Source organism: Slackia exigua ATCC 700122 (assembly GCF_000162875.1).
In the GTDB taxonomy this organism is placed as follows: domain Bacteria; phylum Actinomycetota; class Coriobacteriia; order Coriobacteriales; family Eggerthellaceae; genus Slackia; species Slackia exigua.
Map to the genome: position 1 here is coordinate 200,713 of NZ_GG700630.1, position 26,809 is coordinate 227,521.

Here is a 26,809-nt window from a genome sequence, read left to right on the forward strand (position 1 = left end):
CATGCAGGCATTGATCGTCGAGGACGATGTCAGGCTCGCCTCCGCCCTCGCCCGCATACTGAATGAGAACGGGTATGTCACCGATGTCGTGCACGACGGGCAGGACGGCTACGATTACGCGAGCTCCGGCATCTACGACATCGTCATCCTCGACGTGATGCTGCCGCGCAAGAACGGATGCCGGGTGGTCGAGGAGCTTCGACGCGCGCGCATCGACACGCCCGTGCTCATGCTCACCGCCCGCAGCGAGATACCCGACAAGATCGAGGGCCTCGATTCAGGTGCCGACGACTACATGACCAAGCCCTTCTCCCCCGCCGAGCTGCTCGCCCATCTGCGTGCGCTCACGCGGCGTCAAGGCCAGGTCGTTTTCGAGCGCATCGAGGCCGGCGACCTCTCGCTCAATATCGATAGCCGAGATCTGAGCTGCAACGGCAAGTCCATCGCGTTGAGCTTCAAGGAATTCGAGCTCGCGCGCATTCTGTTTTCGAATCCCGGCCAGATCGTGTCCAAGGACACGCTGATATCGAAGGTCTGGGGCGTCGAATCCACTGCGGTCGACAACAACGTCGAGGCGTACGTATCGTTCCTCCGCAAGAAGATCCGCTTTCTGGGCTCGGGCGTCTCGATCGACACGATCCGCAAAGCGGGATACCGCGTGAACCTGGGAGACGACGATGCTCGATCGGCTTAGGGCTCAGTTCATCGTCATCACGATGGCGCTCGTCACGACCGTCGTCATAGCCTCGTTCGCAGGAATCGTCGCGATCGAATACCAGCATGGCATCAAAGCCGTGCACGAGGCCCTCGATGCGGGAATCGGGCATGATGCCCAGGCACAGGACAAAGACGGCGAGAGAAAGCCCCCCGACGACGATCGCGACGATGCCGAGGACCGCGATGACGAGCACGGTGATCGGGACGAAGAAGGCTACCTGCCGCCCCGCATCGGCGGGCCGGCGCGCCAAGGAGGCTTCATTCCCGTCGCCGTATACGCCATCTCGAACGACGGAACCGCGACCATGGTGTCGTCTCGCACGAATGCGAGCATAGACGAAAGCATCGAATCGGAGGTGTGCAAGACGGTGCTGTCCTCTTCGGACGGATACGGCTCGCTTCCCGTCGAAGGGCTGTACTACAAGAAGATGACGACGGAAGACGGCGCCCTCGTCGCGTTCGCGGACATGGCGAGCGCCTCCGGGTGGCGGCGCACCGCAGCCACCATGTCCATCATAGGCGTCGCAGCCTTGGGAGCCTTGCTCGTCATCACGATCTTCCTTGCCCGATGGGCCCTGCGCCCGGTCGAGAAGGCCTGGCGCGCGCAGAAGCAGTTCGTCGCCGATGCATCGCATGAGCTGAAGACCCCGTTGACCGTCATGCTCGCCAACACCTCGATTCTGCTGAAGCATCCCGATCATACGATCGCCGAGGAAAGCCAGTGGCTCGAAAGCACGCGAATCGAAGGCGAGCGCATGCAAAATCTGGTCGGCGATATGCTCACGCTCGCAAAGGTCGAGTCTTCCGGTACCGTCCCCTTATGCGGACCCGTCGATATAAGCGAGATGACCGACGGCCTGATATTGCAGTTCGAATCGATCGCATTCGAACGTTCCATCGATCTGACGTGCGATATCGAAGAGGATATCGTCGTTTCCGGCGATGCCGGAAAGCTCGAGAAGATGGTCGCGACGCTTTTGGAGAATGCCTGCAAGTACGCAGGCGCCGACGGGCGGGTGCATGTCGTGCTCGCCCGCTCCGCACGAAGCGGACTGGCGACGCTTGCGATCCGCAACTCGGGCGACGCCATCCCTGCGGCCGATCTCCCGCATATCTTCGACCGATTCTATCGGTCGAACGAGGCTCGCACGCACACCGACGATGACATGAGCTTCGGACTGGGACTCGCCATCGCGCGTTCGATCGCCCGCGCGCACCACGGAGACATCAAAGCGGAAAGCACCGCGGTGAACGGCACGGTCTTCACCGTCACGCTTCCTTTGAGGAAATAGAGACCACGAAACGAAAGGCCTGTTCAAAATTTGATCGACAAGCGATCCTTCTTGCAATCATCGCTCGTGCAGAGACAGGTCCTCTCCATCGACGACCGATAAGAGCTGTTGCTGCGTATGCACGCCCAGCTTCCGGTAAATGCTCTTGCGATGGGTCGTGACCGTGCTTTTGGCGATCGTAGCGCACACGCCCCTCGATACCGGAATACGATCCATCCCTCACTCCATGGTTTTGAACGCCTCCACCATATCGATCCTTCTGATCCTGCGGCATACAAGCCAGCTGATGAAGAACGAGAACGCCATGACGCACGCAAGGGCGAGGACGTAGTGGCCAGGCTCGATATACGGCACCCATTCGACGCCCTCCATGGAGACGGTCCGCACGTAGACGCGGAGGAAAGCCAGGCTCAGGGGTACGCCCAGGGCGAGCCCCGAAACCACGTTGAGCAGCGTCTCTCTCAGCACGATGCCGTCGATCTCGCGGTCGAGGAACCCCAGCACCCTCATGGCAGCGTACTCGCGAACCCTTTCAATGTATGACAGGATTCCCAGGTTGTAGAGCACCACGGCGCTGAGGACGAACGATGCGAGCATGAGGATGTACATGATCGAGCGAACGCTGCCCATCATCTCGTCGACGTTGGAGCGCTGGTGCTCGACGGACACCACGTCTCGTACATAGCCGAGGCTCCCCGCCTTCTTACGTGCCTCTTCGCTTCCGAGATAGATCGTATTCGGGATGAAGTCATCCACACGGTCGGCGCTGATGAACACGCCCTGGGGAACTCTCGCATCGACGATCGCCCCGATGGTCACGTCCGTGTTTTCGGAAGCGTCATCCAGGCGGTACGATACCGTATCTCCGACGGTGACGCCGAGATCTTCGGCTGCCTTCCGCGACATTGCCGCCGAAACCGACGAGAGGTCCACTTCGCTGCCGTCATGCGCCGAGAAGAGGTGCAGCTGCTCTCCTTCGTCCAAGACGGTGAGAACGCCATCCATCTCCGCTTCTCCGCATGCGAGAGTCGCCGAGGCCACCTGCGAGAGCTGATACGGCTCGTCCCCGAGATCTTCCGCAACCGCTTTGGAAGAGATTCCTGCGAGGTTGCCGGCGTAACGGTAGCTGTACTCATGGTCGAAAACCTCATCGTACGATGAGTTCAAAGAATCCCATACGCCTATGCCGGCAACCATGAGCATCAGACTGCCCGCAACCGAGATGACAGCCATCGCGAAGCGTACCGGATGGGCCGCGACGCTCCGACGCATCCAGAGGGTCCCATACGACATCTTGGAACGCGTGTGCTTCCGCAAGCTTGCACGCTCCTCCTCCACGTGCCCCCTGATCGTCTGCGCGGGAGCATGACGGACGATTCTGCGTGCCGTCATGATGGCGGAAACGGTGCAGACGGCAAGGATGACGACGATGAGGACCGCGGTGTCGGGACCGATGATCCTATCCCATGACGGGAGCGTCAAGGTGGATTGCTTTATGGCCATCACCAAAGGTGCGACCACGATCAACCCGAGCACGAGACCGAACGCGCTTCCCAGGAGTGCGACCAGCGTTCCGAACATTCCGTAATGAAGGTAGATGCAACCCCGCCCATACCCCAGCGATCGCAGGGTTCCTATCTGCACGACCTGATTCCCGACAAGCCTGCTCATGGTCGTGTGCATGGAGAGCAGAGAGAGCAGCAGGAAGACCAGGGAGAACAGGGCCGCCATCTTCTGAATCTGTTCCATTTCCGAGTTCACCTGGTCGATAGTCGCCTTGTCCTCGCGCAGCTGCACGGAACGCAGGGTATCCCCGAATATACCCTCGAGGTCTTCCCTGAGCTCATCGCGAACGAGGTTCGTCCGAGCTGTCCCGTCGACGAAGCGAAGCCGCAGCTGGTTATAGGGAACCGTCCCGTAGATGTCTTCGGCGCACCCCTCGGTCATGTACGCATAGCAATTGCCGACGTGATCCGGCACCGTATCGACGTGGGAGGTGATGAAGTACAGGTATTCGGGATCGAGCACCGTACCCTTGACCTCAAGGGTTCTTACCGCCACGCCGAAATCGAGAGTCACGAGGTCGCCAGTGGAGATGCCATGCGCGTTCGCATAGTCCTCGTCTATCCAGATACCTCCGTCCCCGCGCTCGGACGCATCTTGTCCAAGGGGCTCGCCCGAGCGCACGAGCGGGCTCATGACCTCAAGCGTGGCGTCATCGAAGGTGTTCACGTAAAAGGCGTTTTTCTCATCGGCTGCCCCGCCCTCGGCACGAACGAGCAACGATCCGGCGGCCTTGCTCACAAAGGGAAGCCGTCGGACCTCTTCGATGGAATCCTCGGGAAAAGCCTCGCCTGCAGCGTAGGCATCGGCCAGATTGGTCTGCTCCGCGTATGCCGCATAGGATCCGGCCATGCCGGTCCACACCGCGCTCATGCCCGAGTAGATGGTCACCGACACCGCTACCATCATGAATACCGAAAAGAACTGCGGGAGCGATGCTGTGAAGTCCCTACGGAACTTCTTGTTCAGATACCTCATCATAAAGCGACCTCTTCCATGGGAACGGGAGCATCGTTGTCAAAGACCGAATCTATACGACCGTCCTTGAGACGGATGAGGCGATGCGCGGCCGGAGCAACGGCCGCGTTGTGGGTGACGAGGACCACCGCGCTCCCGAAGCGCGATGCCATGGACGGAAGCAGCGCGAGCACCTTCTTGCTCGTCACGCTATCGAGCGCGGCAGTGGGTTCGTCGCAGAGCAGCAGCTGCGGATTCTTGACAAGCGCACGGGCGATGGACACGCGCTGCAACTCGCCGCCCGAAAGCTGCGAAGGAAGATTGTTCGCGCGCGTCGAAAGACCTACCGCTTCCAGCGCCTCGTCCGCCGTCAACGGAGACTCCGTGAGCACGGACGCCATATCGACGTTCTCATATGCAGTCAACGTGGGGATGAGGTTGTAGAACTGGAAGACGAAACCTATGTCGTGACGGCGATACAGAGTGAGCTCGCGCTCCGGCAGATCGGATACCGCCCTCCCACCGACCCGAATCGTCCCTGCAGTCGGTCGATCCATGCCACCGAGCAGATTGAGCAGCGTCGACTTGCCTGAGCCCGAAGGTCCGAGCACCACCGTGAACGCACCCTTCTCAATATCCAGGTCGACATCGTCAAGCGCCTTGATGCGAATGTTCCCGGAGCGATATTCGCGCGTGACATTTCTAAAGCTGATGTATCCCATAGTTGCTCCCTCCCGTCCATTTCCCAGGAGACGAAGCTCCCTGCGCAACTCGTCTCGCATACGTGAGTTCCTACAACATGAGTATTTACTCGTGTTTAAATCAAGGTATCATCGTGCATATCGGCAGTCAACGAGTTTATGAGCTTTTACTCATGTTTTTTGCTGGGGTATCATGATGAAAAGAAGGCACGACGCTTGGATTGCGAAGCCGGAGAGGACAGAGAGGCAATGACCCAACCCCGCGTTCCCAGGCAAAAACGGAGCACGCAGATGAAAGAGCGGGTGGCGCAAGCCGCGCTCGAATTGTTCTCCGAATCGGGGTATTACGACGTCACCACCAACGAGATAGCCAGACATGCCGGGGTATCGATCGGAACGCTGTACAGCTATTACGAAGATAAGAGGGACATCTACAGGGATCTTGTCGATAAGCTCTACCGCAATGTGCTCGACCGCATGGTGCCCGAAGAGGTCACGCCCGATAACTCGCCGTTCGATGTTATTTGCAAGTACGTGACCATAGTGCTCGAAAGCCACGCCTGCATGACGGACTTCCAGAAGCAGATAACCGCCCTCTCCTATCAGGACGAGGAATTCCGCAAGCTCGAGGAGGCGGGACGCTCGTTCGCCTCCGAGAAGGTGGAGGAACTCATCATGAACTACGGGGAATACCTGCAGGTAGATGACCTCGAAACCACGTCGTTCATTGTGCGAACCACGCTCGAGGCCATTATCCATGAGCACATGTTCTTCCCCAACGACCTCGATACGCAGCGCGTGATAGACGAGACGTCCAAGGTCATCTACCGCTATCTCTTCTGCGACGCGCCCGCATCATGACATGCACCGTCCGGAACGCTCGGCGACGCATATCATGCTCGTCGCGTGATTCGTGCGGCACCTGAAGCCTTTCCATTCTCAAAGGCAGCCGACGCCTGAGGATTCCATCATGCCGGTGAAAACCGCTGCGCGATCATCGCCCTTCAGGCCGCACCGGCGGTCGGCACAAATCGAAATCGGCGTCGTGGAGCTTCCTACGTGTCGACCTCGCGGCTGTTGATTGAGGTTTTCGAATGGAACTATAGAGCATCCCCATACGAAGAAAGGAGCCCGAGGGCTCCTTTCTCTTGCGCCGCTTGAGAAGACGGCGATCTACTCCATATCGGCGATGGCCGCCTGCGCTGCCGCAAGGCGCGCGAGGGGCACGCGGTACGGCGAGCAGGACACATAGTCAAGGCCGAGCGCGTGGAAGGTCTTGACGGAATCGGGGTCCCCGCCGTGCTCGCCGCAGACGCCGCAGACGAGATCGGGATTGCCCTCGTGGCCGAACGTGACGCCCATCTCGACGAGCTTCGCCACGCCGGGATCGACGGTGGCGAACGGATTGTACGGGAGCAGCTTCTCGGACAGGTACTGCGGGACGAACTCGGCTTCGACGTCGTCACGGCTGAAGCCGAACGTCGTCTGCGTGAGGTCGTTCGTGCCGAAGCTGAAGAAGTCGGCCTGGGTGGCAATTTCATCGGCGGTGACGGCGGCGCGGGGAAGCTCGATCATCGTGCCGATGGGGATCTTGAGCGAGACGCCTTCGGCGGCCTCGACCTCGGCGATGACCTCCTCGGCGACCGCGCGGAGCTTCGCAAGCTCGTTGACGGTGGCCACGAGCGGGATCATGATCTCGGGCTTCGGGTCGAAGCCCTCCTTGACGAGCTTGGCCATGGCCGTGGCGATAGCACGCACCTGCATGCGCGGAAGCACGGGATAGACGATGGCCAGACGGCAGCCGCGCAGGCCGAGCATCGGGTTCTGCTCCGCGAAACCGTCGATCTTGTCCATCAGGGCGCGCTTCTCGGCAAGGGTCGCCTCATCGGCGCCGGCGGCTTCGAGCTTGGCGATCTGAACGTCGAGGGCGCGGGCGTTGTCGAGGAACTCATGCAGGGGCGGATCGAGCAGACGCACGATGACCGGCAGCCCGTCCATGGCCTTGAACATGCCGTAGAAGTCGCCGGACTGCGCTTCGAACAGCGCTTCGACAGCCTTGGTGCGGACGTCTTCGTCCTCGTTCAGGATGAAGGACTGGATGATCTGCTTGCGATCACCCAGGAACATGTGCTCGGTGCGGTCGAGCCCGATGCCCTCGGCACCGAATTCGCGGGAGAGCTGCGCATCGGCCGGATTGTCGGCGTTGGCGCGGATGCCCAGGCGACGATACTCGTCGGCCCATTCGAGCAGCGTGCCCAGATCGCCCGACATCTCAGGCTCGACCAGCTCGACGGCGCCGAGCATGACCTCGCCGGTCAGGCCGTCGATGGAAATGACGTCGCCTTCGTGCAGGACGATATCGGTACCCGCGACGGCGACTTCCTTCTTCGCCGCATCGATCTTGAGCGCCTCGACGCCGCAGACGCAAGGGGCGCCCATGCCGCGCGCGATGACGGCTGCATGCGAGGTCTTGCCGCCATGGCTCGTGAGGATGCCTTCGGCCGCTATCATGCCGGCAAGGTCGTCGGGTGTGGTCTCCCAGCGGACGAGAACGGTCTTGCGACCCTCTTCCGCAGCGGCGACCGCCGCGTCAGCGGAAAACACGACTTCGCCGACCGCAGCGCCCGGCGAGGCGTTCAGACCGCGCGCGATGACGTTCTTCACGGCCGTCTTGGAGATCTGCGGATGGAGCAGCTGGTCGAGCTGCTCAGGAGCGACGCGCATGACCGCGGTCTTCTTATCGATCATGCCTTCGTGCACCATTTCGATGGCGATGCGCAGGGCGGCCGCGGCGGTGCGCTTGCCGACACGCGTCTGGAGCATCCAGAGGCGGCCTTCCTCGATGGTGAACTCGATGTCCATCATATCGCGGTAGTGGTCTTCAAGCAGATCGAAGATGCGCTCGAGCTCTTCGCCCGCCTCCTCGAGGCCCGGCGTGTGCTTGAGCTCGGCGATCGGAGATGTGTTGCGGATGCCGGCCACGACGTCTTCACCCTGGGCGTTGACCAGGTAATCGCCGTAGAATTCCTTCTTGCCGGTCGCGGCGTCGCGCGTGAAGGCGACGCCCGTGGCGGAGGTTTCGCCCTTGTTGCCGAAGACCATGGCCTGGACGTTCACGGCCGTGCCCAGATCGTCGGCGATCTTGTTCTGCTTGCGATAGAGCGTCGCGCGCGGGTTGTTCCACGAGCCGAAGACGGCTTCCATGGCCAGGCGCAGCTGAGTGTCGGGATCCTGCGGGAACGCGACGGCGCCGTCGACAACGAGCTCGGGATGCGCTTCAGCGGAAACGTTCGCTGAGAAGATGCCCTTGAAGGTTTCCACGAGCGCCTGAAGGTCGTCGGCGGTCAGGTCGGTATCGTTGCGAATGCCGCGCTCGAGCTTCTTCGCGGTGATGGCATTCTCGAACAGATCGCCTTCGAGGCCCATGACCACATTGGAGAACATCTGGATGAAACGGCGGTAGCTATCCCAGGAGAAACGCGGATTGCGGGTCTTTTCGATCAAGCCGTGGACGGACCGGTCGTTCAAACCCAGGTTCAGGACCGTATCCATCATGCCGGGCATGGAAAGAGGCGCGCCGGAACGGACGGAGACGAGCAGCGGATCGGTCGGATCGCCGATCTTCTTGCCGATGCGGCGCTCGAGGTCGAGGCGATATTCCTGGATCGTGTCGAGAGCCCCTTCGGGCCACGTGTTGCCGGCGTTCGCATATTCCATGCAGGTCTGGCAGGTGATCGTGAAGCCAGGAGGCACCGGGAGCCCGAGGACCGCCATCTCGGCGAGATTCGCGCCCTTGCCGCCCAAGACCCCCTTCATGTCTTTGTTGCCCTCGGTCACGTTGTTCCCTTGGGCGTCCTTGCCGAATGCATAGACGCGCTTTACGTCTTCAGCCACTGGTGCAACTCCTTCAATCGACTGGCTACCTTACCTGTCGCCCCATCACTCGACGATAGACTTCTGCGAGGGGTGAGCGAGTTCATAGTAACGCAATATCTCCTGGGCCGTTTCCTCGATCGCGCGGTTGTCGGTATGAACCACCAGGCATCCAATCTTGCGCATGAGGGAACGCGCCTCTTCGAGATCCCGATAGACCATCTCGGGCTCGGCGTAGCTCGCAGCCACCTGCTGCGCAAGCCTGCCCGATCCGCCCAGACGCCTCTGCCGTATGCCGACGAGCACGTCAGGCGTGGTCACGAGCCCGTACACGCGCGTCGGGTCGCATTCGAAAACCTCCGGCGGACAAGGGGAGTCCAACGCAAGCGGCACGTTCGCCACCTTGTAGCCCTGAAGCCCCAGATAGATGGAGATGGGGGTCTTCGAAGACCGAGAGACGCCCAGAATGACGATATCGGCCTTCAGGAGATCCTGCGGGTTGCGCCCGTCATCGTGCTCGACGGTGAATTCCATCGCGTCGATGCGGCGGAAGTAGCTCTCGTCGGTCTGGCGATGCAGGCCTGGGTGCGTCGAAGGCAGCAGGCCCGATGCCTCCGACAGCGTATCGAGAGGGCTTCCCATGAGATCGACCCCGCGCATATCGTGCGCGTCGAGAAACTCCGCGAGGCGACGGCGGGCCTCCTTGTCGACGAGCGTGTAGAAGACGACCAAACGCGCGTCAACTCCCGCTTCGACATGACGCTTCTGGTGATTGAGCAGGAAGTTCGTGATCTGGTCGTAATCGCGCGCCTTCGGCAGCGTCTCTATGTAGGGCTCCGGCACGCCGAACTGGCCGGCGGCGGCCTTGGCGATGGCTTGGGCCGTCGCACCCACCGAATCGCTGATCACATGGATGGTGGGTAGCGGAGAGTCGTTGAAGACGTTCGCGGCTTCGCTCGTAAGATTCATGGCTTCCCTTCGTACGACGCCGCAGGGCGGCGCGATCGGTGCGCCGCCCTGCGGGATCGAGGCTATTTCGTCTTGGCGAGCAGACCGAAGTCCGCAACGTCGGAAAAGACGCCGACGAACCGATTGAGCAGGCGAATGCGGTTCCTGCGCACGTCGGGATCCTCATCCATGACCATGACGTCGGTGAAGAAGGCGTCGATCGGCCGACGCAGGGCTGCAAGGCTCGTGAGCGCCTGGGCGAAATCGTCGTCGTCAAGCGCGGCGGCGACATCGGCGCGCGCGCGCGCCGTGGCGGCGAAGAGGGTGCGTTCGGCATCGTTGAACGCCTCTTCGTCGCAGACATCGCCCGCCGCGGCGTCGCGCAGGTTGTTGGCTCGGGCGAAGGCGATCGCCAGATCCTCGAACGCCTCGGGTTCGGCGGCGCGCTGCATGTCGAGCGCGCGGGCGCGCTTCGCGATGGTCGCAGGCTCGACGACGCGCGCGGCGAGCACCGCATCGATCGCATCGGCGGAAACCCCTTCGTCGCGCAGGATGACCTTCGTGCGCGTGACGAAGAAATCGACGACGGCCTCGGCGACTTCAATGCGATCGAAGACGAGCCCGTCGGTTTCGTACGAAGCGAGGGCCGCATCCACGGCGGCGCCGAGGGAGACCTCGAGGCCATCGTTGAGAAGGCCGACGATGCCGATGGCGCTGCGGCGCAGGGCGAAGGGATCGGATGAGCCCGTCGGGGCCTGGTCGATGGCGAACAGGCCGCAGATGGTATCGAGCTTGTCGGCGAATGCGACGGCCCGGCCCGCGAAGCCCTGCGGAAGCCCATCGCCCGAGAAGCGCGGACGGTAGTGGTCGGCGATCGCACGGGCCACCTCGTCGGTCTCCCCCGCCGCCTTGGCGTAATAGGAGCCCATGATGCCCTGAACGCTCGTGAATTCGACGACGGCACCGGTCACGAGGTCGGCCTTGCAGAGGAAGGCGGCACGGCGGGCGTCGGCCTTCTCCTGGTCGGTCGCCGTGGACGAAGAGTCGCACACAAAGGATGCGAGACGTTCGATACGCACGGTTTTCGCGAAAGTAGAGCCGAGCTTCTCTTGGAAGACGACGTGTTTCAGATCGGGCACATACGCTTCGAGCGGACGCTTGAGATCTTCGTCATAGAAGAACTTGGCGTCGTACAGACGAGCGGCGACGACGCGTTCGTTGCCGTCGACGATGTTCGCCTCGAACTTCGGATTGCCGTTCGAGGTGATGAGGAATTTATTGGCCAATGTGCCGTCTGCATTGAACAGCGGGAAGTAGCGCTGATGGACGAGCATCGCGTCGACGATGATCTCTTTGGGGACCTTCAGGAAAAGCTCGTCGAAGCCTCCTACCATGACGGTGGGATACTCGGTGAGGTTGACGACCTCCGCCATCGTGCGCGCAGGCAGGTCGGCCGTAAGCCCCGTCGCCTCTTCGACGGCCTGGACCTGGGAGCGGATGCTCGCTTCCCGCTCCGCCTCGCTCGGAACCACGAAGGCTCCGCACAGCGTTTCGACCAGGTCGTCAGCGCATGCGAACTCGATGCCCGCAGGGGCGAGGAAGCGATGCCCGTAGGTGGTGCGGCCGGATTCGGCGCCGGCGAAAGACAGCGGCACGACGGCGTCGCCCAGAAGCGCCACGATCCAACGAACGGGACGGCTGAACTGCTCGCGATACGCCGCCCAACGCTGCGACTTGGGCCATGCGATCCCGGTGATCACCTCGTGGAGCACATCGGAAAGCAGGCCGGCGACGTCGAGCGACGGCGTCGTTTTCACGGCGTAGACGTACTCGACGCCGTTCTCGTCGCGCCGTTCGAGAGCCGACGCGTCGACGCCCTTGCCGCGCGCGAAGCCGAGCGCGGCCTTGGTCGGTTTCCCCTCGGCATCGAAGGCGATCTCAGCCGCAGGGCCGCGAAACGTCTCTTCGGAGGCCTCGGTCTTCTCAGGCACGTCATGCACGATGGCGATCAGGCGTCGCGGCGTGGAATAGGCCTCGATCCCGGCATGGGGAATCTTGGCGGCATCCATGAGCGAAGCGACGAGCTCGGGAAGCTTCTCCGTGGCGGCATGGAGCGCGAACGCAGGCAGCTCTTCCGTTCCGATCTCGAAGGCGAGCGTCTTATTCGCCATCTGCGGCCTCCTTGTCCTGGGCGCCGGCATGGCCGACGACGTGTTCGATATAGCTCGCGCAGCACGCTTTGGCGATCGAGCGCACACGCAGGATGTAGCCCATGCGCTCAGTGGCGGAGATGACTCCGCGCGCATCGAGCAGATTGAAGGTATGCGAGCACTTCAGCACGTAGTCGTAGGCGGGAAGCGGCAACCCGGCCTCCAAGATGCGGTTGCATTCGGCCTCGTAGCGATCGAAATCGCCAAAGAGCAGGTCGGTATCGGCCACCTCGAAGTTGTATGCCGAGTATTCGCGCTCGTTTTCCAGGAAGACGTCGCCGTACGTGAACTCGATGCCGTCGTCGCCGCGGCTCCAGACGATATCGTAGACGGAATCGACGCCCTGGATGTACATGACCAGACGTTCGAGACCATAGGCGATCTCGGAAGGCACCGGCGCGCATTCGAATCCGCCGACCTGCTGGAAATACGTGAACTGCGTCACCTCCATGCCGTCGATCCAGACCTCCCAGCCGAGGCCCCAGGCCCCGAGCGTCGGGCTTTCCCAGTCGTCTTCGACGAAGCGCACGTCATGCTCTTCGACATCGATGCCGATGGCGCGCAGGCTGTCCAGATACAGGTCCTGCACATTGTCGGGAGAAGGCTTGATCAGCACTTGGAACTGGTAGTAGTGCTGCATGCGGTTCGGATTCTCGCCGTAGCGGCCGTCCGCAGGACGACGGCAGCCCTGCACGTAGGCGGTGCGCCACGTATCGGGCCCGAGGGATCGCAGCGTGGTGGCAGGATGATTGGTGCCGGCGCCGACCTCGTTGTCGTACGGCTGCAGGATCACGCATCCCTGCGCAGCCCAGTAGGTCTGCAGCCTCAGGACGACCTCCTGGAACGTTGGCGCGTTGTGCGCTGGCTTGCTCATGTTCACAGCACTCCTAGATGGGTAAGGGGCCAATAGACTACGAAGGCGCGACCCGAGACGGAGCTCTTCTTGATCGGGCCGAAATACCGGGAGTCTGAGGAACTGGTGCGATTGTCGCCCATGACCCAGAGGCTTCCCGCGGGAACGGTGTAGGGATACGTGATGGAAACGTCGTTCGCGGCATCCAGAGGAACGCTCGGCTTGCCGTCCGTATACGGCTCGTCGAGAGGCGTGCCGTCCACGTACACGGCACCGTCGATGAGATCGACGGTCTGACCGGGCGTGGCTATGACGCGCTTGATGAGCGTGCGGCCGGGAATCTCGGGGTCGTCGAAGGTGATGATGTCGCCATAGGCGGGTTCACGCAGGTAATAGGATATCTTCTCGGACCAGACCTGGTCGCCTATCTCTATCGTGTCCTCCATGGAACCCGAGGGAATGGCGTAGGCGCGCGCAACGAAGTTCTGTATGAGCCAGATAAGCGCGAGGACGGAGACGAAGAAGAAAGCCCAGGAAAGGATCGAGCGGATGATTCCCGAGGCACGCGAGCCTGCATGAGTGCCGTAATCCATGAAAGAGCAGCGCCTCCCGCAACAAAGAAAGGACGCTCAACGAGCGTCCGGAACGTCAACGTCGTGCAATGATAGCAAAAAAGCCCGTTCGCGCTCGGTCAAGGCGGCGCTTTCCAGCAAATCGGGACGAAGGCGCGCGGTACGGAGCAGCGCCTGTTCGCGACGCCAGGCGGCGACCTTCCCATGATCGCCGCTCAAAAGCACGGGCGGCACGTCCATGCCGCGATAGCTCGCCGGACGCGTGTACTGAGGATATTCGAGCAGCCCGTCGTCGCCGAAGCTCTCGTCGACGGCGCTCATGTCGTCGCCGAGAACGCCGGGAATGAGACGCACGACGGCGTCGATGACGACCATGGAGGCGAGCTCCCCCGAGGTGAGCACGTAATCGCCGAGGGAAATGCATTCGTCCGCCAATGCGTAGGCGCGTTCGTCTATGCCCTCGTAATGCCCGCAGATGAACATCAGCCGATCCTTCGTCGAGAGGCGTTGCGCGACCTCTTGCGCGAACGGCACACCCGTAGGCGCAAGGAATACGACATGGGGCTTCGCGCCCTCGGAGGCGACGGCATCGTAGGCTTCGAAGATGGGCGGGCACGTCATAAGAAGGCCCTGGCCGCCCCCATACGGATCGTCGTCGGTCGTGCGATGGCGGTCGTGCGTCCAGTCGCGCAGGTCGTGAGCATGGAATTCGAGCAGGCCGAATTCCTGCGCCCGCTTCATGATGGAATCCTGCATGACGGAATCGTACATGCGGGGAAACGTCGTGATGGCGTCGATGCGCATGCGCGGTTCCCCCTATGCTTCGGATGCGAGTTCGACGAGCCCGTCGGGAAGCGTGACATGGATGGTCCGCGAGATGTCGTCTATCGACGATATCATCTCCTCGACGGCCGGAATGAGAATGTCGCCCGAAGCCCCCTCGACGACGAGCATGTCGCTTGCCGGCATCTCGGATATTTCGGCAAGGCGCCCGATGCGGCCTAGGCGTCCGTCGACGACGGAGAAACCGATCAGGTCGTATTCGCGCGAGCGCGCCGCGTCGAAGCCTTCGGGAAGATCGGCCTCGGCCACAAGGCAATGGCTTCCGCGCAAGGCCTCCGCAGCGTCGCGGTCGGAGATTCCCTCGAATTCGACGCTCCACTCCCCTGCGGCCGCCTCGACCGCACGCGCCACGCGCGCGGTACGCGGGCCGCGCAAGGTCGGAGGAATGAAATGGACCGTCATGCCCTCTTCGAGCAAAAAAGGAAGGCCGCGCACGGGACGTGCGACGAACCTTCCCTTAAGACCCGAAACAGAGCCGAGCACGGCTATGTCGGCCCAGTCGTGCACGAGGTCAATCCTCGACGAGCTCGACCGAGACATCGCGGCCTTCGCCGCAGAGGGCGGCGCGGGCCAGGACGCGAATGGATTTGATGACACGACCCTGCCGACCGATCACCTTGCCGCAGTCGTCCGCGGCGACGCGGATCTCGACGAGCTCGGAGCCGCTCTCGTCGATGTTCGATGCCACGTCGACGGCCTCTTTATCGTCGACGAGCGGCTCGACGATAGCGCGGACCAAATCGGCGATGTCGTGAGACGTCGAGGCCATTTACTGGGCCTTCTTGGCCGTCTCGATGAGACGCTTGACGGTATCGGTAGGCTGGGCTCCCTTGCTGATCCAGTCTTCGACGCGCGGGAGGTCGAGCTCGATGACGGAAGGATCCATGTTGGGGTTGTAGCGACCGACCTGCTCGATGATCTGGCCATCGCGGCGTGCGCGCGCATCGGCGACGACGACGCGGTAGACGGGGTGCTTCTTAGCGCCATGGCGGGCGAGGCGAATCTTGACTGCCATCTGAATGAACTCCTTTATGTCATGCGTACACGTGTCATGTCACGTAACTATTAATGGTATTACACGGAAACGGCTTTTTCAAGCGCGGGACCGGAGGCTTCACCGGTCCCGCGAAGCGGTCGGAACTAGTGGCGACGGCGCGGCTTGCGGGAGTCGCCCGAGGAGGCTTCCTCCCGATGGGAACGCCCGGGACGACGATCGCGATCGCGAGGCTCGCGGTCGGAACGCTCGGGTCGGCCGGGGCCGGAAGACGCCGGAGCATCGGGCTTCTCGAGACGGTCGAGGGAGACCTTGCCGGTCTTGGAGTCGATCTCGATGACCTCGACTTTGACGGTATCGCCGAGATTGAGGACGTCTTCGACCTGGCCGACGCGTCCGTTGGCCATGCGGCTGATATGAAGCAGGCCGTCCTTGTTCGGCGTCAGCTTCACGAATGCGCCGAACGACTGGATGCCCACGACCGTGCCTTCATAGACCTCTCCGACCTCGGGTTCCTTGACGATGTCCTTGACGGCCTGCATGGCGGCGGCGCCGGCGGCCTGGTCGACGGCCGCGATATGCACGGTGCCGTCTTCCTGGATCTCGATGGAGGCGCCGGTGGCGTCCTGGATGCCGCGAATGGTCTCGCCGCCCTTGCCGATGACCTCGCGAATCTTCTCGACCGGGATCTTGATGGTCTCGATACGCGGCGCGGTGTCGCGAAGCTCGGCGCGCGGAGCGGCGATTTCATCGAGCATGGCGGACAGGATGTGCGCGCGGCCTTCCTTCGCCTGCGCGAGCGCGCGGCCGAGGATCTCGGTGGACAGGCCGCGGGCCTTGTTGTCCATCTGGAGCGCGGTGATGCCCTCGGGCGTGCCGGTCACCTTGAAGTCCATGTCGCCGAGGAAGTCCTCGAGGCCCTGGATATCGGAGAGGATGACGACGCCGTCGTCTTCCTTGATAAGGCCCATGGCCACGCCGGAGACGGGCGCCTTGATGGGCACGCCCGCATCCATGAGCGCGAGGCAGGAGCCGCAGGTGGACGCCATCGAGGACGATCCGTTGGATTCGAGCACCTCGGAGACGACGCGGATGGAATACGGGAATTCGTCCTCGTTCGGAAGGACGGGAAGGATGGCGCGCTCGGCGAGGGCGCCGTGACCGACCTCGCGGCGCTTGGGGGCGCCCATGCGGCCGACCTCGCCGGTGCAGTACGGCGGGAAGTTGTACTGGTGCATGTAACGGCGCGTGGTCTGAGGATCGATGGTGTCGAGACGCTGCGCCTCGTTGAGCAGGCCGAGGGTTGCGACGGACATGACCTGGGTCTGGCCGCGCTGGAACAGGCCGGAGCCGTGGACGCGGGGCAGATAGCCCGGACGGATGTAGAGCGGGCGGATCTCTTCGGGCGCGCGCCCGTCGGCGCGTTCCCCGGTTTCGATGATCATGCGGCGCATCGCGTGCTTCTCAAGCGCCTTGCAGGCGGCGGCGATGTCGGAGGCCCAGGCGGCGCGTTCCTCGTCGGAGAAGTCGTTCTCCTTGATGGAGGCCTTGAGCTCCTCGACCTTGGCGATGCGCGACTGCTTGTCGGCGTCCTTGAGGGCGGCGCTCATGGCGTCGTAATGGGCGTTCACGCGCTCGGCGATGGAGGCGTCGGGCACGTGGATGGGCCATTCGCGCTTCTGGATGTCGACCATGGACAGGAATTCGGCCTGCTTCTCGCAGAACGCCGCGATAGCCTCCTGGCCGAAATTCATGGCGGCGAGCATATCCTCTTCACCGACCTGATCGGCGCCCGCCTCGACCATGGAGATGTAATCCTTGGTGCCGGCGATCGTGAGCTCGAGGTCGGACGTCTCCTGCTCGGCGTACGTCGGGTTGACGATGAATTCGCGGGTCTCGGCGTTGCGCGCGATGCGCACGCAGGCGACCGGGCCGTCGAACGGGGCGCTGGCGATGAGCAGGGCGGCCGACGCGCCGCCGACGCACATGCAGTCGGGGGCGTTCTCGCCGTCGATGGCGAACGTCGTCGCCACGACATGCACTTCCTGCTTGAAACCTTCGGCGAAGCCGGGGCGGATGGGACGGTCGACCATGCGCGCGGTCAGCGTTCCCTTGTCGGACGCGCGTCCTTCACGCTTGAGATAGCCACCAGGGATGCGGCCGACCGCGTACATCTTCTCCATGAAATCGACCGTCAGGGGGAAGAAATCGTAGTCCTTCTCTTCTTTGGAGATGACGCTCGTGACGAGGACCGTGGTCTCGCCTTGACGCACCAGCACGGCGCCGGTGGCCTGCTTGGCAAGTTCGCCGGTTTCGAAGGCGTAGCTCTTGCCGTACAGTTCGAATTCCAAAGACACTTTCTCCAAGATGCTCTTCTTTCTCTCTTCTTCGGAGCCGCCCTTCTGGCGACCCTCGCGAGCAGCGCGGATCCCGATCCGCGCCGACCGCTCCTTCATAAGGAAGCCCGTCGCATACGGCGGGCTTCCTGGTGCGGATTAAAGGTTGTCGCGAATGCCGAGCTTCTTGATGAGCTCGCGATACGCGTCGATATCGCAATTCCTGATGTAGGAAAGGAGACGGCGACGCTTGCCGACGAGCATCAGCAGGCCGCGACGGGTGTGGTGGTCCTTCTTGTGGACCTTGAGGTGCTCGGTGAGGTTGCGGATGCGCTCCGTGAGGATGGCGACCTGGACGGCGGCGGATCCGGAATCGTTCGCGTCCTTGCCGAACTCGTTGATGAGCTCCTGGGTCTTTTCCTTGGTGATAGAAGCCATGTGCTCCACCTTTCCCGCATCGGATGCCCGATGCTTCTGCGCGGCCGTTGCGCGCCGCTTGAGAATACGCCGCGGTCTGCGAGGCATGCGGTGGCGCGTGCGCTCGAAGGCCGGGTAATGCAACCGAATGATTGTATCAGATGGTCGCCAACGGGCGATGACGCGGGGACAATTCATCGTTTGCACGCAACGATGTGCGAGTTCGTTTCCTATGCGCGCGCGTCGAGCTCGTCTACGACCGCCTGGAGATCGGCAGGCAGCCCATCTTCGAACGAAAGGCGCGCTCCCGTCGAAGGATGCGTGAAGGCAAGGCGATACGAATGGAGGAACTGGCGCTCGAGACCGAGATTGTCGTGCTTGGGCCACCCGTAGGTCGGATCGCCCACGCACGGGTGCTTGATGTATTCCGCATGCACGCGGATCTGGTGCGTGCGCCCGGTGAAGAGCTTGCAGTCGATGAGCGTGTACCCGTCGTCGCGACGCGACGGTTCGAATCGGCGCACGACGCGAAACGACGTCGAGGCAGGCCGGGCGCTTTCGCGATCGGAGACGCACATGCGCAGGCGGTCCTTCGCGCTGCGGCCGATGGGCGCATCGATGAGCCCGGTGTCGAGCGGAATCCAGCCGTGCACGAGCGCGAGGTAATGACGGTCGACGTCGCGCGCCGCGATGTCCTCCATGAGGCGCAGCCCGGCCGCATCGGTCTTGGCGGCGAGCATAAGCCCGCTCGTGTCCCGGTCGAGCCGATGCACGATGCCGAGACGGTCCTGTTCTCCTTGGACATTGCAGAGCTTTTCGCGCCCGCAGTGCGCGATGAGGGCGTTCACCAGCGTATCCTGTTCGGGATGGCCGTCTGCGGGATGAGTGACGAGCCCCGCCTGCTTGGACAGGACGAGCACGTCGTCGTCTTCGTAGCGTATGTCCAAAGGGATGTCGGCCGGCATGAGCTCGAGCACGCGCGCATCCATCGCGACGACGTATTCGACCACGTCGGATATCCGAACGGTGAAGCTCTTGCGCACGACGACGCCGTTGACGCGCACCTCGCCCGCATCGACGCGCCTGGCGGCGGCGGAACGCGTGGGAAACGCGGCGACGGCGGCCAGGAAGGCATCGATGCGCATGCCGTCGAAGGAGCCCTCCACGTAAACGGCTTCCATGCGAGCCGGGGATTCCTCCACTACGCGTCCCCGCCTCGGTCGGCCGCGGACGTGCCCTGCGCGCGGACTGCAGCGAGATATCCGATGATCAGGAGAACGAATCCGCACGTCACGCCTATGTCAGCCACATTGAAGACCGGGAAATCCATGAACGTGAAATCGAGGAAGTCGGTTACGAAGCCCTGGGCGAACCGATCGATGGCATTGCCGATGCCGCCCGCGAACACGAGCGCGAGCGCGACGGTTTCGGCGAGGTTCGCCTCGTGGCCCGACACGCGTCCGTAGAAGGCGAACGCGCACGCGATGGCGATGCAGACCGCAAGCGAGAACGCGCCGAGCAGAACCGTCGAGTCGCCGAACGCGCCCCAGGCCGCGCCGGTGTTGTGGATGAGGCGAAAGCGGACGATAAGCCAGTCGTGCGCCGAGGTCTGGCCGAGGGCATAGGCCCCTTCGAAATACGCCTTCGTAGCGCGGTCGAGGACAAGCCACAGAAGGGCCGCGCCGGCAAAGACGCCGCCCTTCCCTGCCGCCGTTTCGGTGATGCGCGCCATGGAGCTATTCGACCTCGGCCGATGCGAGCGCATCGAGCACATCGCCGCAGCGTTCGCAGACGTCGGGATGCGCGGCGTTGCCGCCGAGCACGCGATGGTTCCAGCACCGCGGGCATTTCTCCTTGGACGTCGCGCTCACGGAAACCGCAAGATCTTCGACATCCGCCGCAGACACGGTCACGCGCGCCACGATGAAGAACTCTTCGAGCGTGGCGGCATCGAACGAATCGAGGACGTCGGCGATGGCGGCGGGAGCTTCGATGCCGAGCTCGGCTTCCTGGCTCTTGTTCACGACCTTGCCGTTGCGGGCATCTTCAAGCGCCTTGGTCACGGCGTCGCGCACGGACAGGAGCACGTCGAAGCGCGCGCGCAGCGCGGCTGCGTCGGCTTCGGCGGGAAGCGCCGGCTTGAAATCTTCGAGCGCAGGCCAGCCTGCAAGCTGAACGCTCACGGGACGCCCGGCACGATTGCGGGCGGCCTCGGGATAATGCTCCCAAACCTCGTCGCAGGTGAAGGACAGGATGGGGCTCATGATGCGGACAAGCACCTCGAGGATGTTCATGAGCACCGTCTGCACGCTGCGCCGTGCGCGGGAATCCGGAGCCTCAGAATAGAGGCGGTCCTTCACGACATCCATGTACACGGCCGAAAGGTCGGTGACGACATAGTCGTAAAGCGTGCGGAAAACCTGGTGGAAATGATATTCGTCGTAGGCGCGGCCGACCTCGGCGAGCACATCGGACAAGCGCAGCATCGCCCAGACATCGATCGGATCCATATCGGCAAGCTCGACGGCATCGGTCGCATCGTCGAAGCCGTCGAGGTTCGCGAGCAGGAAGCGGAAGGTGTTGCGGAAACGACGATATGCGTCGGAGGTGCGCTTGAGGATGGTGTCTCCGATGGAGACATCCACCGAGTAGTCGGTCGAGGAGACCCACAGGCGCAGGACATCGGCGCCGTATGTGTCGGTGACCTCTTTGGGATCGATGCCGTTGCCCTTGGACTTCGACATCTTCTCGCCATGCTCGTCGACCGTGAAGCCGCAGCACATGACCGCCTTGTACGGTGCCGAGCCGTAGGCGCCCACGCCGCAGAGCAGCGAGCTTTGGAACCATCCGCGATGCTGGTCCGAACCTTCGAGATACAGATCCGCCGGCCAATGCAGACGATCCTCGTCGGCACGGTGCTTGAGCACGCCCACGTGGCTGACGCCGGATTCCCACCACACGTCGAGAATGTCCTTCTCGGGGCGCAGGTCGGTGCCGCCGCACTTCGGGCAGCAGGTCCCTGCGGGAAGGTATTCGGAGGGATCGCGCGTGAACCAGGCATCGGCGCCCTCGGTGTTGAACAGGTCGATCACCGCATCGAACGTCGAGGCGTCCGCGACGATCTCGCCGCAGGACGCGCACTTGAACACGGGAATCGGCACGCCCCAGCTACGCTGGCGCGAGATGCACCAGTCGGGACGGTCGGCGACCATGGCGCCGATGCGGTTCTGGCCCCATTCGGGCACCCACCGGACGTTCTCATGGATTTCTTCGAGCGCACGCTCACGCAGACCCGTCTCGTCCATGGAGACGAACCACTGGTCGGTCGCGCGGAAGATGACCGGTTCATGGCAGCGCCAGCAATGCGGATAGCTGTGCTCGATCTCCTTGAACCCGACGAGCGTGCCGCGCGCGCGGAGCCTTTCGATGATGCGGGGATTCGCCTCGTCGGTGTCCATGCCGGCGAATTCCGGCACGACGTCCATGAAACGGCCGTCGTCGTCGACGGGCATGATCATAGGAACGCCGAAGCGTTCGCAGACCTTGTAGTCGTCGACGCCGTGGCCGGGCGCGGTGTGGACCGCTCCGGTGCCCGACTCGAGCGTGACATGCGTGCCCCAGATGATGCGGCCTTCGACCTCGTCGAGGATCGGCGTCTTGTACGTGATGCCCCCGAAGGCGTCGCCCTTCATCGTGACGGGCTCGCCGTCGGCTTCGACGATGCGATAGGAATCCCAGCCGACCGCTTCGGCGACCTGGTCGACCATTTCGCGCGCGAAGAGCATGAAGGCGCCGTTCGCCTCGACGAAGCAGTAATCGATATCGGGACCGAAGGACACCGCGGTGTTCGCAGGGAGCGTCCACGGCGTGGTGGTCCAGATCAGGACGTAGGCACGCGCAAGGTCGACTCCGGCATCGGCGAAGACCTGCGGTATATTGTCGAGCTTGAAGGCGACGTAGATCGAAGGCGACGTCTCCATGCCGTACTCGATCTCGGCCTCGGCGAGCGCGGTGTGGCAGCGTTTGCACCAATGGATGGGCTTGCGTCCGCGATAGACGGCGCCGGACAGGTACATCTTCTTGAAGACCTCGACGTTCGCCGACTCGAATGTGGGCTGGAACGTCAGGTACGGACGATCCCACTCGCCGTTCACGCCGAGGCGTTTGAAGCCCTCGCGCTGCACGTCGACGAACTTCTCCGCCCATTCGCGGCACAGACGGCGCACGGTCGCCTGCGGGAGCTGGGACATCTTCTCGGTGCCGAGCTTCTTTTCCACCTCATGCTCGATCGGCTGGCCGTGACAGTCCCAACCGGGCACGTACGGTGTGAAATAGCCGCGCTGGGCATGGGACTTCACGACGAAGTCCTTGAGGATCTTGTTGAAGGCGTGGCCGATGTGGATGGGGCCGTTGGCGTACGGAGGGCCGTCATGCAAGACGAACGGCTCGCCGTCGCGGTTAAGCTCGAGGATCCGGTGGTACAGATCCTCGTCCGCCCACTTCTTGAGCCTTTTCGGCTCGTTCTCGGCCAGATTCGCGCGCATGGCGAAATCGGTCTTGGGCAGGTTCATCGTAGAGCGGTAATCGTTTCCCATCGTGTACTCCGACCTTTCAGTGCCTATTGATACGCAAGTTTCACAATTATAGGGAACCGAGGGCCTGAGGCATCGCGCGCCCGTCCGCATCGTGGAAAACGCATACACGCGACATGCCGGACGCACGGCGAGCCTCGAAGGACGGGAAGAGGACGTGAACATCCACCCGTGCTGCCCGCGCGATGCGTGCGACGGGTGAATCGTGAAAGCGCCCCTTCGCCGCACGATCCATGCGAAGGGGCGTCTGCGTATGAGAACGCTACCAGGACAAAAGCTCGATGCCTGATTCGGTGACGACGAGCTGGACCTCCCATTGCGCCGTCAAGCTGCCATCGGCCGTACGGACCGTCCAGCCGTTCGGATCGGTCATGTCGATCTCCTGAGCGCCGAGATTGACCATGGGTTCGATCGTGAAACACATGCCGGGCGCGAGAACGATGCCCGTATCCGCCGGCTCGACGAAGCTCACGAACGGGTCCTCGTGGAACTCGAGCCCGATGCCGTGCCCGCCGAATTCGCGCACGACCGTATAGCCCGCATCGGTCGCCACGCGGTTGACCGCGGCGCTCACGTCGCCGAGGCGGCACCAGGGCTTCACCGCGGCGATGCCCGCTTCGACGGCGGCCTTGGTGACATCGACCAGACGTTGCGCCTCATCCGATACCTTCCCGATGCAGAACATGCGAGACGAGTCGGAAAAATAGCCGTCGAGGATCGTGGAGCAGTCGACGTTAACGATATCGCCTTCTTCGAGCACTTCGTCTTCGGACGGGATGCCGTGGCAGACGACATCGTTGACCGAGGTGCAGACGCTCTTGGGATAGCCTTCGTAATCGAGAGGCGCGGGAACGGCCCCGTGTTCGACCGTGTAGTCATGCACCCAGCGGTCGATCTGTTCGGTCGTGACGCCCGGCCCGATATGCTCGGCCACGTAATCCAGCACGCCGATGTTCACCTCGGCGCTGCGCTTGATCCCTTCGATATCCCGCGCCGTCTTCAACATGGCGCGGCTCGGTACCTCGAGACCTTGGTAGTACAGTTCCTCGAGCTTCTCATCGTTGGACATATGGCATTTCTTGTATTTCCTGCCGCTTCCGCACCAGCATGCGTCGTTGCGCCCCGGAACGGGGAGTTCGTCGAACATATTTGAGATCCTTCCTCGTCGCTTTCATCACACCATACGACTCTTGGGCGCGGCCATGCGACGCGATGGGTAAAGTTAGCTAAGGCTACATCATCGCGACAGCCCTAGCATTCGTCATCGATGAATTTATCAGGTAGCGCAGGGAACCCGGCTGCTTTGACGGCGTCGTCCATGAGCTGCAGGCCGCGCCCGACGAAGAGGTTGGATGTCGCGTAGGCCAGGACCGTGCCGTCTTCGTCTTCGACATCCCCGCGCACCATGCATACGGAACGTCCGGCCTTGATGATATGCGCCTCGCAGACCACCTTCCCGGTTTTGAACGGACGTGCATAGGTCGCCTGAAGATCGAGGGTGGATGTCCCGTAATCGGCCGGGTATCGGCAGAACGTCGCGAAGCCGGTGACGTTGTCGAGCAGAAACGCGTAGATGCCCCCGTCGACCGAATGGAACGGATTCAAGTCCTCTTCGGTGATCTCAGCCGTGAAGCGGCACCCATCCTCGTGCAGTTCGATATCGGAGATGCGGTGGCGGACCACCAGGGGGACCTGGGAGAGGTATGCGACCACGCGGTCGACGAAAGCGGGATTCAATTTCATGGGCGGACGACTCCTTGCGCGTGCCTGCATGCGTGTTCGGCCAGACATTATAGCCCTCGCCAAAAGTCGTATACTCTTCCAAACCATACGAGGAGGAGAACCCAATGGACTACACGATCGTGACCGACTCATCCTGCAACCTGACCGAGCAGACCATCGATGAGTTCTCGCTTGAGATCCTTCCGCTGCGCTTCATCGCAGGCGACGAGGAATACCGGAGCTATCTGAAGGGCGCGCATGTCGACCTGCAGGAATTCTATGCGATGATGCGCGAAGGAACCGTCTTCACCACATCGCTTCCGAATCTCGGAGAGGCCGAGGCGCAGCTGCGTGCCATCCTCGAAGCCGGGCAAGACCTGATCTACATCGGTTTTTCAAGCGGGCTTTCCGGCACGTATGCAGCCGTCGCCGCCCTGCTCGATTCCCTGGCGCCCGATTACCCCGAGCGCACCGTCCGCCATATCGATACGTACGCGGCATCGGGCGGCGAAGGGCTTCTCGTCTATTACGCCGCCACGATGCGCGCGCAGGGAGCCGGCATCGACGAGGTTTTGCAATGGCTGCACGACAACCGCCTCCGGCTCGCCCACTGGTTCACGGTCGACGACCTCATGTTCCTGTTTCGCGGCGGGCGCGTCAGCCGCACCAATGCCTGGGCGGGCACTCTGCTCAACATCAAGCCGGTGATGCATGTCGACGACGAGGGACACCTCATTCCCCTCGAAAAGGTGCGCGGGCGCAAGAAGTCCATCCATGCGCTTCTCGACCGCATGAAACGCTCGGCACGCGAGCCTGTTGCCGACCAGACCGTGTTCATCACGCATGGCGACTGCATCGATGACGCGAACTATCTCGCTGATCTCATCCGCAAGGAATTCGGCACGGCCGACATACGCATCAACTACATCGACCCGGTCATCGGCGCGCATTCCGGTCCGGGGACGCTCGCGCTCTTCTTCCTCGCCGACGAACGCTGACAACGCGTAGGCGCCGGAACCTGGGCATATGCCCGCCGATTCCGGCGCCTTCAGGAAAAGCCGTTTGTTTTTCTTGCACGCGAAGCGCGTGTCGGATGGATGCGGAATCCTAGGCTTTGCCGCTTGACCCGAAACCGCCCATTCCACGGTCGGTTTCGTCAAGGGCGTCGACGGCGACCCACTGCACGTGCTCGACCTTCGAGATGACGAGCTGCGCGATTCGATCCCCTGGTTCGATGACGAAGGGTTCGCGAGGGTCGAGGTTGACGAGAACGACCTTGAGCTCGCCGCGATAATGGCTGTCTACGAGTCCCGGCGCATTCACGATCGAGATGCCGTGCTTGATGGCAAGGCCGCTGCGCGGAATGACGAGACCCGCATATCCTTCGGGGATCGCGACGGCAAGGCTGGTCGGAATGAGCGCCCGCTCGAACGGGGCAAGGGTCGCAAAGGCCGTGGCGCGCAGATCGACCCCTGCGTCCGCCTCATACGCGTACGCAGGCAGAACCGCATCGTCGGAAAGCCTCGTGATAGGCACTTCAAGGGTTTCTGGCGTCTGCATCACTTCAATCCCTTCAGGGCGTCTTGAAACTCCTCGATGCTTTGGAAATCTTTGTATACGCTTGCGAAACGGATGTAGGCAACGTCGTCGAGAGGCTTGAGGTGTTCGAGCACCATGTCGCCGAGGTCCTTCGAGTTGATCTCGGCACGGCCGGAATTGCGTAGCGCCGTTTCAATCGCATCGATGATCTCGGTCTTCTTATCATTCGGGATGTTCGGACGCTTCGCGCAGGCGATGGAGATGCCGCGATAGAGCTTCTCGCGGTTGAACACCTGGCTCGAGCCGTCGGCCTTCACGACGATAAGGGGATTGTCACCCAGCCGTTCGTATGTCGTGAAACGATTGCCGCACTTCAAGCATTCGCGACGACGGCGAATGGAATTGAACTCGTCGGAAGGACGGGAGTCGACGACCTTGGATTCGGAATGCCCGCAGGCAGGACAGCGCATAGGATGCCTTTCTATCAGATGCCGCCGCAGCACACGGCGCGCGTTCTGCGTCATGATACGACACGATGCGCCCGCATGTCCGCATATACGGAAAACGGACACCCTCCGGTTGAACCGCGCCTCCGGAGTTCGAGCATTCCTTCGAAGCTCAGGCTCCCTGGGCGCGGTTCGAAATTCGAGCGTCCGTTTTCAATCGACGCAATGAAACGT

25 protein-coding genes are annotated in these 26,809 nt (G+C 62.4%); 4 read left to right on the forward strand and 21 right to left on the reverse strand.

Annotated features, from left to right (window positions below; all coding sequences use genetic code 11):
- The first annotated feature begins 1 nt into the window (after position 1).
- Together HMPREF0762_RS00885 and HMPREF0762_RS00890 are read left to right on the forward strand one after the other, a co-directional pair.
- Entirely contained in the window at positions 2 to 694 is a 693-nt protein-coding gene (locus tag HMPREF0762_RS00885; protein ID WP_006361445.1) for a response regulator transcription factor, read from the forward strand.
- A complete protein-coding gene (locus HMPREF0762_RS00890; protein ID WP_006361446.1) occupies positions 678 to 2,009 on the forward strand; it encodes a sensor histidine kinase in 1,332 nt (443 codons plus the stop codon). Before HMPREF0762_RS00885 ends, HMPREF0762_RS00890 begins: the two co-directional genes overlap by 17 nt.
- A 57-nt stretch (positions 2,010 to 2,066) precedes the next feature.
- Here HMPREF0762_RS00890 and HMPREF0762_RS09465 read toward each other — a convergent pair whose 3' ends face one another.
- The 3 genes from HMPREF0762_RS09465 to HMPREF0762_RS00900 are packed head-to-tail and all read right to left on the reverse strand — an operon-like array spanning position 2,067 to position 5,251.
- On the reverse strand, positions 2,067 to 2,225 hold the full coding sequence (locus HMPREF0762_RS09465) for a helix-turn-helix transcriptional regulator (RefSeq protein WP_006361447.1): 159 nt from the start codon (positions 2,223 to 2,225) through the stop codon (positions 2,067 to 2,069).
- 3 nt (positions 2,226 to 2,228) lie between these two features.
- The gene (locus tag HMPREF0762_RS00895) at positions 2,229 to 4,553 is read right to left on the reverse strand and encodes an ABC transporter permease (RefSeq protein WP_006361448.1); all 2,325 of its coding nucleotides are present in this window, start codon (positions 4,551 to 4,553) and stop codon (positions 2,229 to 2,231) included.
- Positions 4,550 to 5,251 carry an ABC transporter ATP-binding protein gene (locus HMPREF0762_RS00900; RefSeq protein ID WP_211204452.1) on the reverse strand — a complete coding sequence of 234 codons (702 nt, stop codon included), beginning with the start codon at positions 5,249 to 5,251 and terminating at the stop codon, positions 4,550 to 4,552. The genes HMPREF0762_RS00895 and HMPREF0762_RS00900 overlap by 4 nt, the downstream gene beginning before the upstream one ends.
- Before the next feature lie 270 nt (positions 5,252 to 5,521).
- Here HMPREF0762_RS00900 and HMPREF0762_RS00905 point away from each other — a divergent pair, with 270 nt between their 5' ends.
- Positions 5,522 to 6,091, forward strand: coding sequence for a TetR/AcrR family transcriptional regulator (locus tag HMPREF0762_RS00905; RefSeq protein ID WP_115314180.1), 570 nt, complete (start codon positions 5,522 to 5,524; stop codon positions 6,089 to 6,091).
- A 312-nt stretch (positions 6,092 to 6,403) separates the two neighbouring features.
- On the opposite strand, the gene ppdK is transcribed toward HMPREF0762_RS00905, so the two are convergent.
- The 16 genes from ppdK to HMPREF0762_RS00985 all read right to left on the reverse strand — a co-directional run bounded on the left by ppdK (position 6,404) and on the right by HMPREF0762_RS00985 (position 24,611).
- Positions 6,404 to 9,124, reverse strand: a complete 2,721-nt coding sequence (gene ppdK, locus HMPREF0762_RS00910) for a pyruvate, phosphate dikinase (RefSeq protein ID WP_006361452.1) — start codon at positions 9,122 to 9,124, stop codon at positions 6,404 to 6,406.
- 45 nt (positions 9,125 to 9,169) lie between these two features.
- A complete protein-coding gene (locus tag HMPREF0762_RS00915; RefSeq protein ID WP_006361453.1) occupies positions 9,170 to 10,072 on the reverse strand; it encodes a pyruvate, water dikinase regulatory protein in 903 nt (300 codons plus the stop codon).
- Positions 10,073 to 10,134: 62 nt separating this feature from the next.
- Positions 10,135 to 12,222 (reverse strand): glycine--tRNA ligase subunit beta, encoded by a 2,088-nt coding sequence (gene glyS, locus HMPREF0762_RS00920; RefSeq protein ID WP_006361454.1) that lies wholly within the window; start codon positions 12,220 to 12,222, stop codon positions 10,135 to 10,137.
- A complete protein-coding gene (locus HMPREF0762_RS00925) occupies positions 12,212 to 13,135 on the reverse strand; it encodes a glycine--tRNA ligase subunit alpha (protein WP_006361455.1) in 924 nt (307 codons plus the stop codon). Before HMPREF0762_RS00925 ends, glyS begins: the two co-directional genes overlap by 11 nt.
- Before the next feature lie 2 nt (positions 13,136 to 13,137).
- The gene (gene lepB / locus HMPREF0762_RS00930) at positions 13,138 to 13,707 is read right to left on the reverse strand and encodes a signal peptidase I (protein WP_006361456.1); all 570 of its coding nucleotides are present in this window, start codon (positions 13,705 to 13,707) and stop codon (positions 13,138 to 13,140) included.
- Positions 13,708 to 13,743: 36 nt separating this feature from the next.
- A complete protein-coding gene (gene trmD / locus HMPREF0762_RS00935; RefSeq protein ID WP_006361457.1) occupies positions 13,744 to 14,490 on the reverse strand; it encodes a tRNA (guanosine(37)-N1)-methyltransferase TrmD in 747 nt (248 codons plus the stop codon).
- A 12-nt stretch (positions 14,491 to 14,502) separates the two neighbouring features.
- A complete protein-coding gene (rimM, locus tag HMPREF0762_RS00940) occupies positions 14,503 to 15,036 on the reverse strand; it encodes a ribosome maturation factor RimM (RefSeq protein WP_040618750.1) in 534 nt (177 codons plus the stop codon).
- 4 nt (positions 15,037 to 15,040) lie between these two features.
- Entirely contained in the window at positions 15,041 to 15,298 is a 258-nt protein-coding gene (locus HMPREF0762_RS00945; RefSeq protein WP_006361459.1) for a KH domain-containing protein, read from the reverse strand.
- On the reverse strand, positions 15,299 to 15,544 hold the full coding sequence (gene rpsP / locus HMPREF0762_RS00950; RefSeq protein WP_006361460.1) for a 30S ribosomal protein S16: 246 nt from the start codon (positions 15,542 to 15,544) through the stop codon (positions 15,299 to 15,301).
- A gap of 125 nt (positions 15,545 to 15,669) precedes the next feature.
- Positions 15,670 to 17,889, reverse strand: coding sequence for a polyribonucleotide nucleotidyltransferase (gene pnp / locus HMPREF0762_RS00955; protein WP_174222051.1), 2,220 nt, complete (start codon positions 17,887 to 17,889; stop codon positions 15,670 to 15,672).
- Positions 17,890 to 18,018: 129 nt separating this feature from the next.
- A complete protein-coding gene (rpsO, locus tag HMPREF0762_RS00960) occupies positions 18,019 to 18,297 on the reverse strand; it encodes a 30S ribosomal protein S15 (RefSeq protein ID WP_009078657.1) in 279 nt (92 codons plus the stop codon).
- A gap of 209 nt (positions 18,298 to 18,506) precedes the next feature.
- On the reverse strand, positions 18,507 to 19,457 hold the full coding sequence (locus tag HMPREF0762_RS00965) for an RluA family pseudouridine synthase (protein ID WP_006361463.1): 951 nt from the start codon (positions 19,455 to 19,457) through the stop codon (positions 18,507 to 18,509).
- Positions 19,458 to 19,477: 20 nt separating this feature from the next.
- On the reverse strand, positions 19,478 to 20,008 hold the full coding sequence (gene lspA, locus HMPREF0762_RS00970) for a signal peptidase II (RefSeq protein WP_006361465.1): 531 nt from the start codon (positions 20,006 to 20,008) through the stop codon (positions 19,478 to 19,480).
- A 4-nt stretch (positions 20,009 to 20,012) separates the two neighbouring features.
- Entirely contained in the window at positions 20,013 to 22,871 is a 2,859-nt protein-coding gene (ileS, locus tag HMPREF0762_RS00975; RefSeq protein ID WP_006361467.1) for an isoleucine--tRNA ligase, read from the reverse strand.
- A gap of 259 nt (positions 22,872 to 23,130) precedes the next feature.
- Positions 23,131 to 24,015: a methionyl aminopeptidase gene (locus tag HMPREF0762_RS00980; protein WP_006361468.1), complete on the reverse strand. Its 885-nt coding sequence runs from the start codon at positions 24,013 to 24,015 to the stop codon at positions 23,131 to 23,133.
- Between the two features lie 104 nt (positions 24,016 to 24,119).
- Positions 24,120 to 24,611 (reverse strand): PaaI family thioesterase, encoded by a 492-nt coding sequence (locus HMPREF0762_RS00985; protein WP_006361469.1) that lies wholly within the window; start codon positions 24,609 to 24,611, stop codon positions 24,120 to 24,122.
- 104 nt (positions 24,612 to 24,715) lie between these two features.
- Between HMPREF0762_RS00985 and HMPREF0762_RS00990 the strand changes: the two genes are divergently transcribed.
- Positions 24,716 to 25,588: a DegV family protein gene (locus tag HMPREF0762_RS00990; RefSeq protein ID WP_006361470.1), complete on the forward strand. Its 873-nt coding sequence runs from the start codon at positions 24,716 to 24,718 to the stop codon at positions 25,586 to 25,588.
- A 109-nt stretch (positions 25,589 to 25,697) separates the two neighbouring features.
- Here the strand turns inward: HMPREF0762_RS00990 and dut are convergent, their stop codons facing one another.
- Positions 25,698 to 26,150 (reverse strand): dUTP diphosphatase, encoded by a 453-nt coding sequence (gene dut / locus HMPREF0762_RS00995; protein WP_006361471.1) that lies wholly within the window; start codon positions 26,148 to 26,150, stop codon positions 25,698 to 25,700.
- On the reverse strand, positions 26,150 to 26,599 hold the full coding sequence (nrdR, locus tag HMPREF0762_RS01000; RefSeq protein ID WP_040619137.1) for a transcriptional regulator NrdR: 450 nt from the start codon (positions 26,597 to 26,599) through the stop codon (positions 26,150 to 26,152). Before nrdR ends, dut begins: the two co-directional genes overlap by 1 nt.
- Positions 26,600 to 26,809 lie beyond the last annotated feature (210 nt).

Excerpts from the sequence above, each read along its gene's own strand:
- HMPREF0762_RS00905 (WP_115314180.1), top strand. The coding sequence starts at position 5,522 with ATGAAAGAGCGGGTGGCGCAAGCCGCGCTCGAATTGTTCTCCGAATCG.
- HMPREF0762_RS00980 (WP_006361468.1), bottom strand. The coding sequence starts at position 24,015 with ATGTTCGACGAACTCCCCGTTCCGGGGCGCAACGACGCATGCTGGTGC.
- HMPREF0762_RS00895 (WP_006361448.1), bottom strand. The coding sequence starts at position 4,553 with ATGATGAGGTATCTGAACAAGAAGTTCCGTAGGGACTTCACAGCATCG.
- HMPREF0762_RS00885 (WP_006361445.1), top strand. The coding sequence starts at position 2 with ATGCAGGCATTGATCGTCGAGGACGATGTCAGGCTCGCCTCCGCCCTC.
- nrdR (WP_040619137.1), bottom strand. The coding sequence starts at position 26,599 with ATGCGCTGTCCTGCCTGCGGGCATTCCGAATCCAAGGTCGTCGACTCC.
- trmD (WP_006361457.1), bottom strand. The coding sequence starts at position 14,490 with ATGCGCATCGACGCCATCACGACGTTTCCCCGCATGTACGATTCCGTC.
- glyS (WP_006361454.1), bottom strand. The coding sequence starts at position 12,222 with ATGGCGAATAAGACGCTCGCCTTCGAGATCGGAACGGAAGAGCTGCCT.
- lepB (WP_006361456.1), bottom strand. The coding sequence starts at position 13,707 with ATGGATTACGGCACTCATGCAGGCTCGCGTGCCTCGGGAATCATCCGC.
- lspA (WP_006361465.1), bottom strand. The coding sequence starts at position 20,008 with ATGGCGCGCATCACCGAAACGGCGGCAGGGAAGGGCGGCGTCTTTGCC.
- HMPREF0762_RS00990 (WP_006361470.1), top strand. The coding sequence starts at position 24,716 with ATGGACTACACGATCGTGACCGACTCATCCTGCAACCTGACCGAGCAG.
- HMPREF0762_RS00890 (WP_006361446.1), top strand. The coding sequence starts at position 678 with ATGCTCGATCGGCTTAGGGCTCAGTTCATCGTCATCACGATGGCGCTC.
- rpsP (WP_006361460.1), bottom strand. The coding sequence starts at position 15,544 with ATGGCAGTCAAGATTCGCCTCGCCCGCCATGGCGCTAAGAAGCACCCC.
- HMPREF0762_RS00945 (WP_006361459.1), bottom strand. The coding sequence starts at position 15,298 with ATGGCCTCGACGTCTCACGACATCGCCGATTTGGTCCGCGCTATCGTC.
- dut (WP_006361471.1), bottom strand. The coding sequence starts at position 26,150 with ATGCAGACGCCAGAAACCCTTGAAGTGCCTATCACGAGGCTTTCCGAC.
- HMPREF0762_RS00985 (WP_006361469.1), bottom strand. The coding sequence starts at position 24,611 with ATGAAATTGAATCCCGCTTTCGTCGACCGCGTGGTCGCATACCTCTCC.
- HMPREF0762_RS00915 (WP_006361453.1), bottom strand. The coding sequence starts at position 10,072 with ATGAATCTTACGAGCGAAGCCGCGAACGTCTTCAACGACTCTCCGCTA.
- HMPREF0762_RS00900 (WP_211204452.1), bottom strand. The coding sequence starts at position 5,251 with ATGGGATACATCAGCTTTAGAAATGTCACGCGCGAATATCGCTCCGGG.
- rpsO (WP_009078657.1), bottom strand. The coding sequence starts at position 18,297 with ATGGCTTCTATCACCAAGGAAAAGACCCAGGAGCTCATCAACGAGTTC.
- HMPREF0762_RS00965 (WP_006361463.1), bottom strand. The coding sequence starts at position 19,457 with ATGGAAGCCGTTTACGTGGAGGGCTCCTTCGACGGCATGCGCATCGAT.
- HMPREF0762_RS09465 (WP_006361447.1), bottom strand. The coding sequence starts at position 2,225 with ATGGATCGTATTCCGGTATCGAGGGGCGTGTGCGCTACGATCGCCAAA.
- ileS (WP_006361467.1), bottom strand. The coding sequence starts at position 22,871 with ATGGGAAACGATTACCGCTCTACGATGAACCTGCCCAAGACCGATTTC.
- HMPREF0762_RS00925 (WP_006361455.1), bottom strand. The coding sequence starts at position 13,135 with ATGAGCAAGCCAGCGCACAACGCGCCAACGTTCCAGGAGGTCGTCCTG.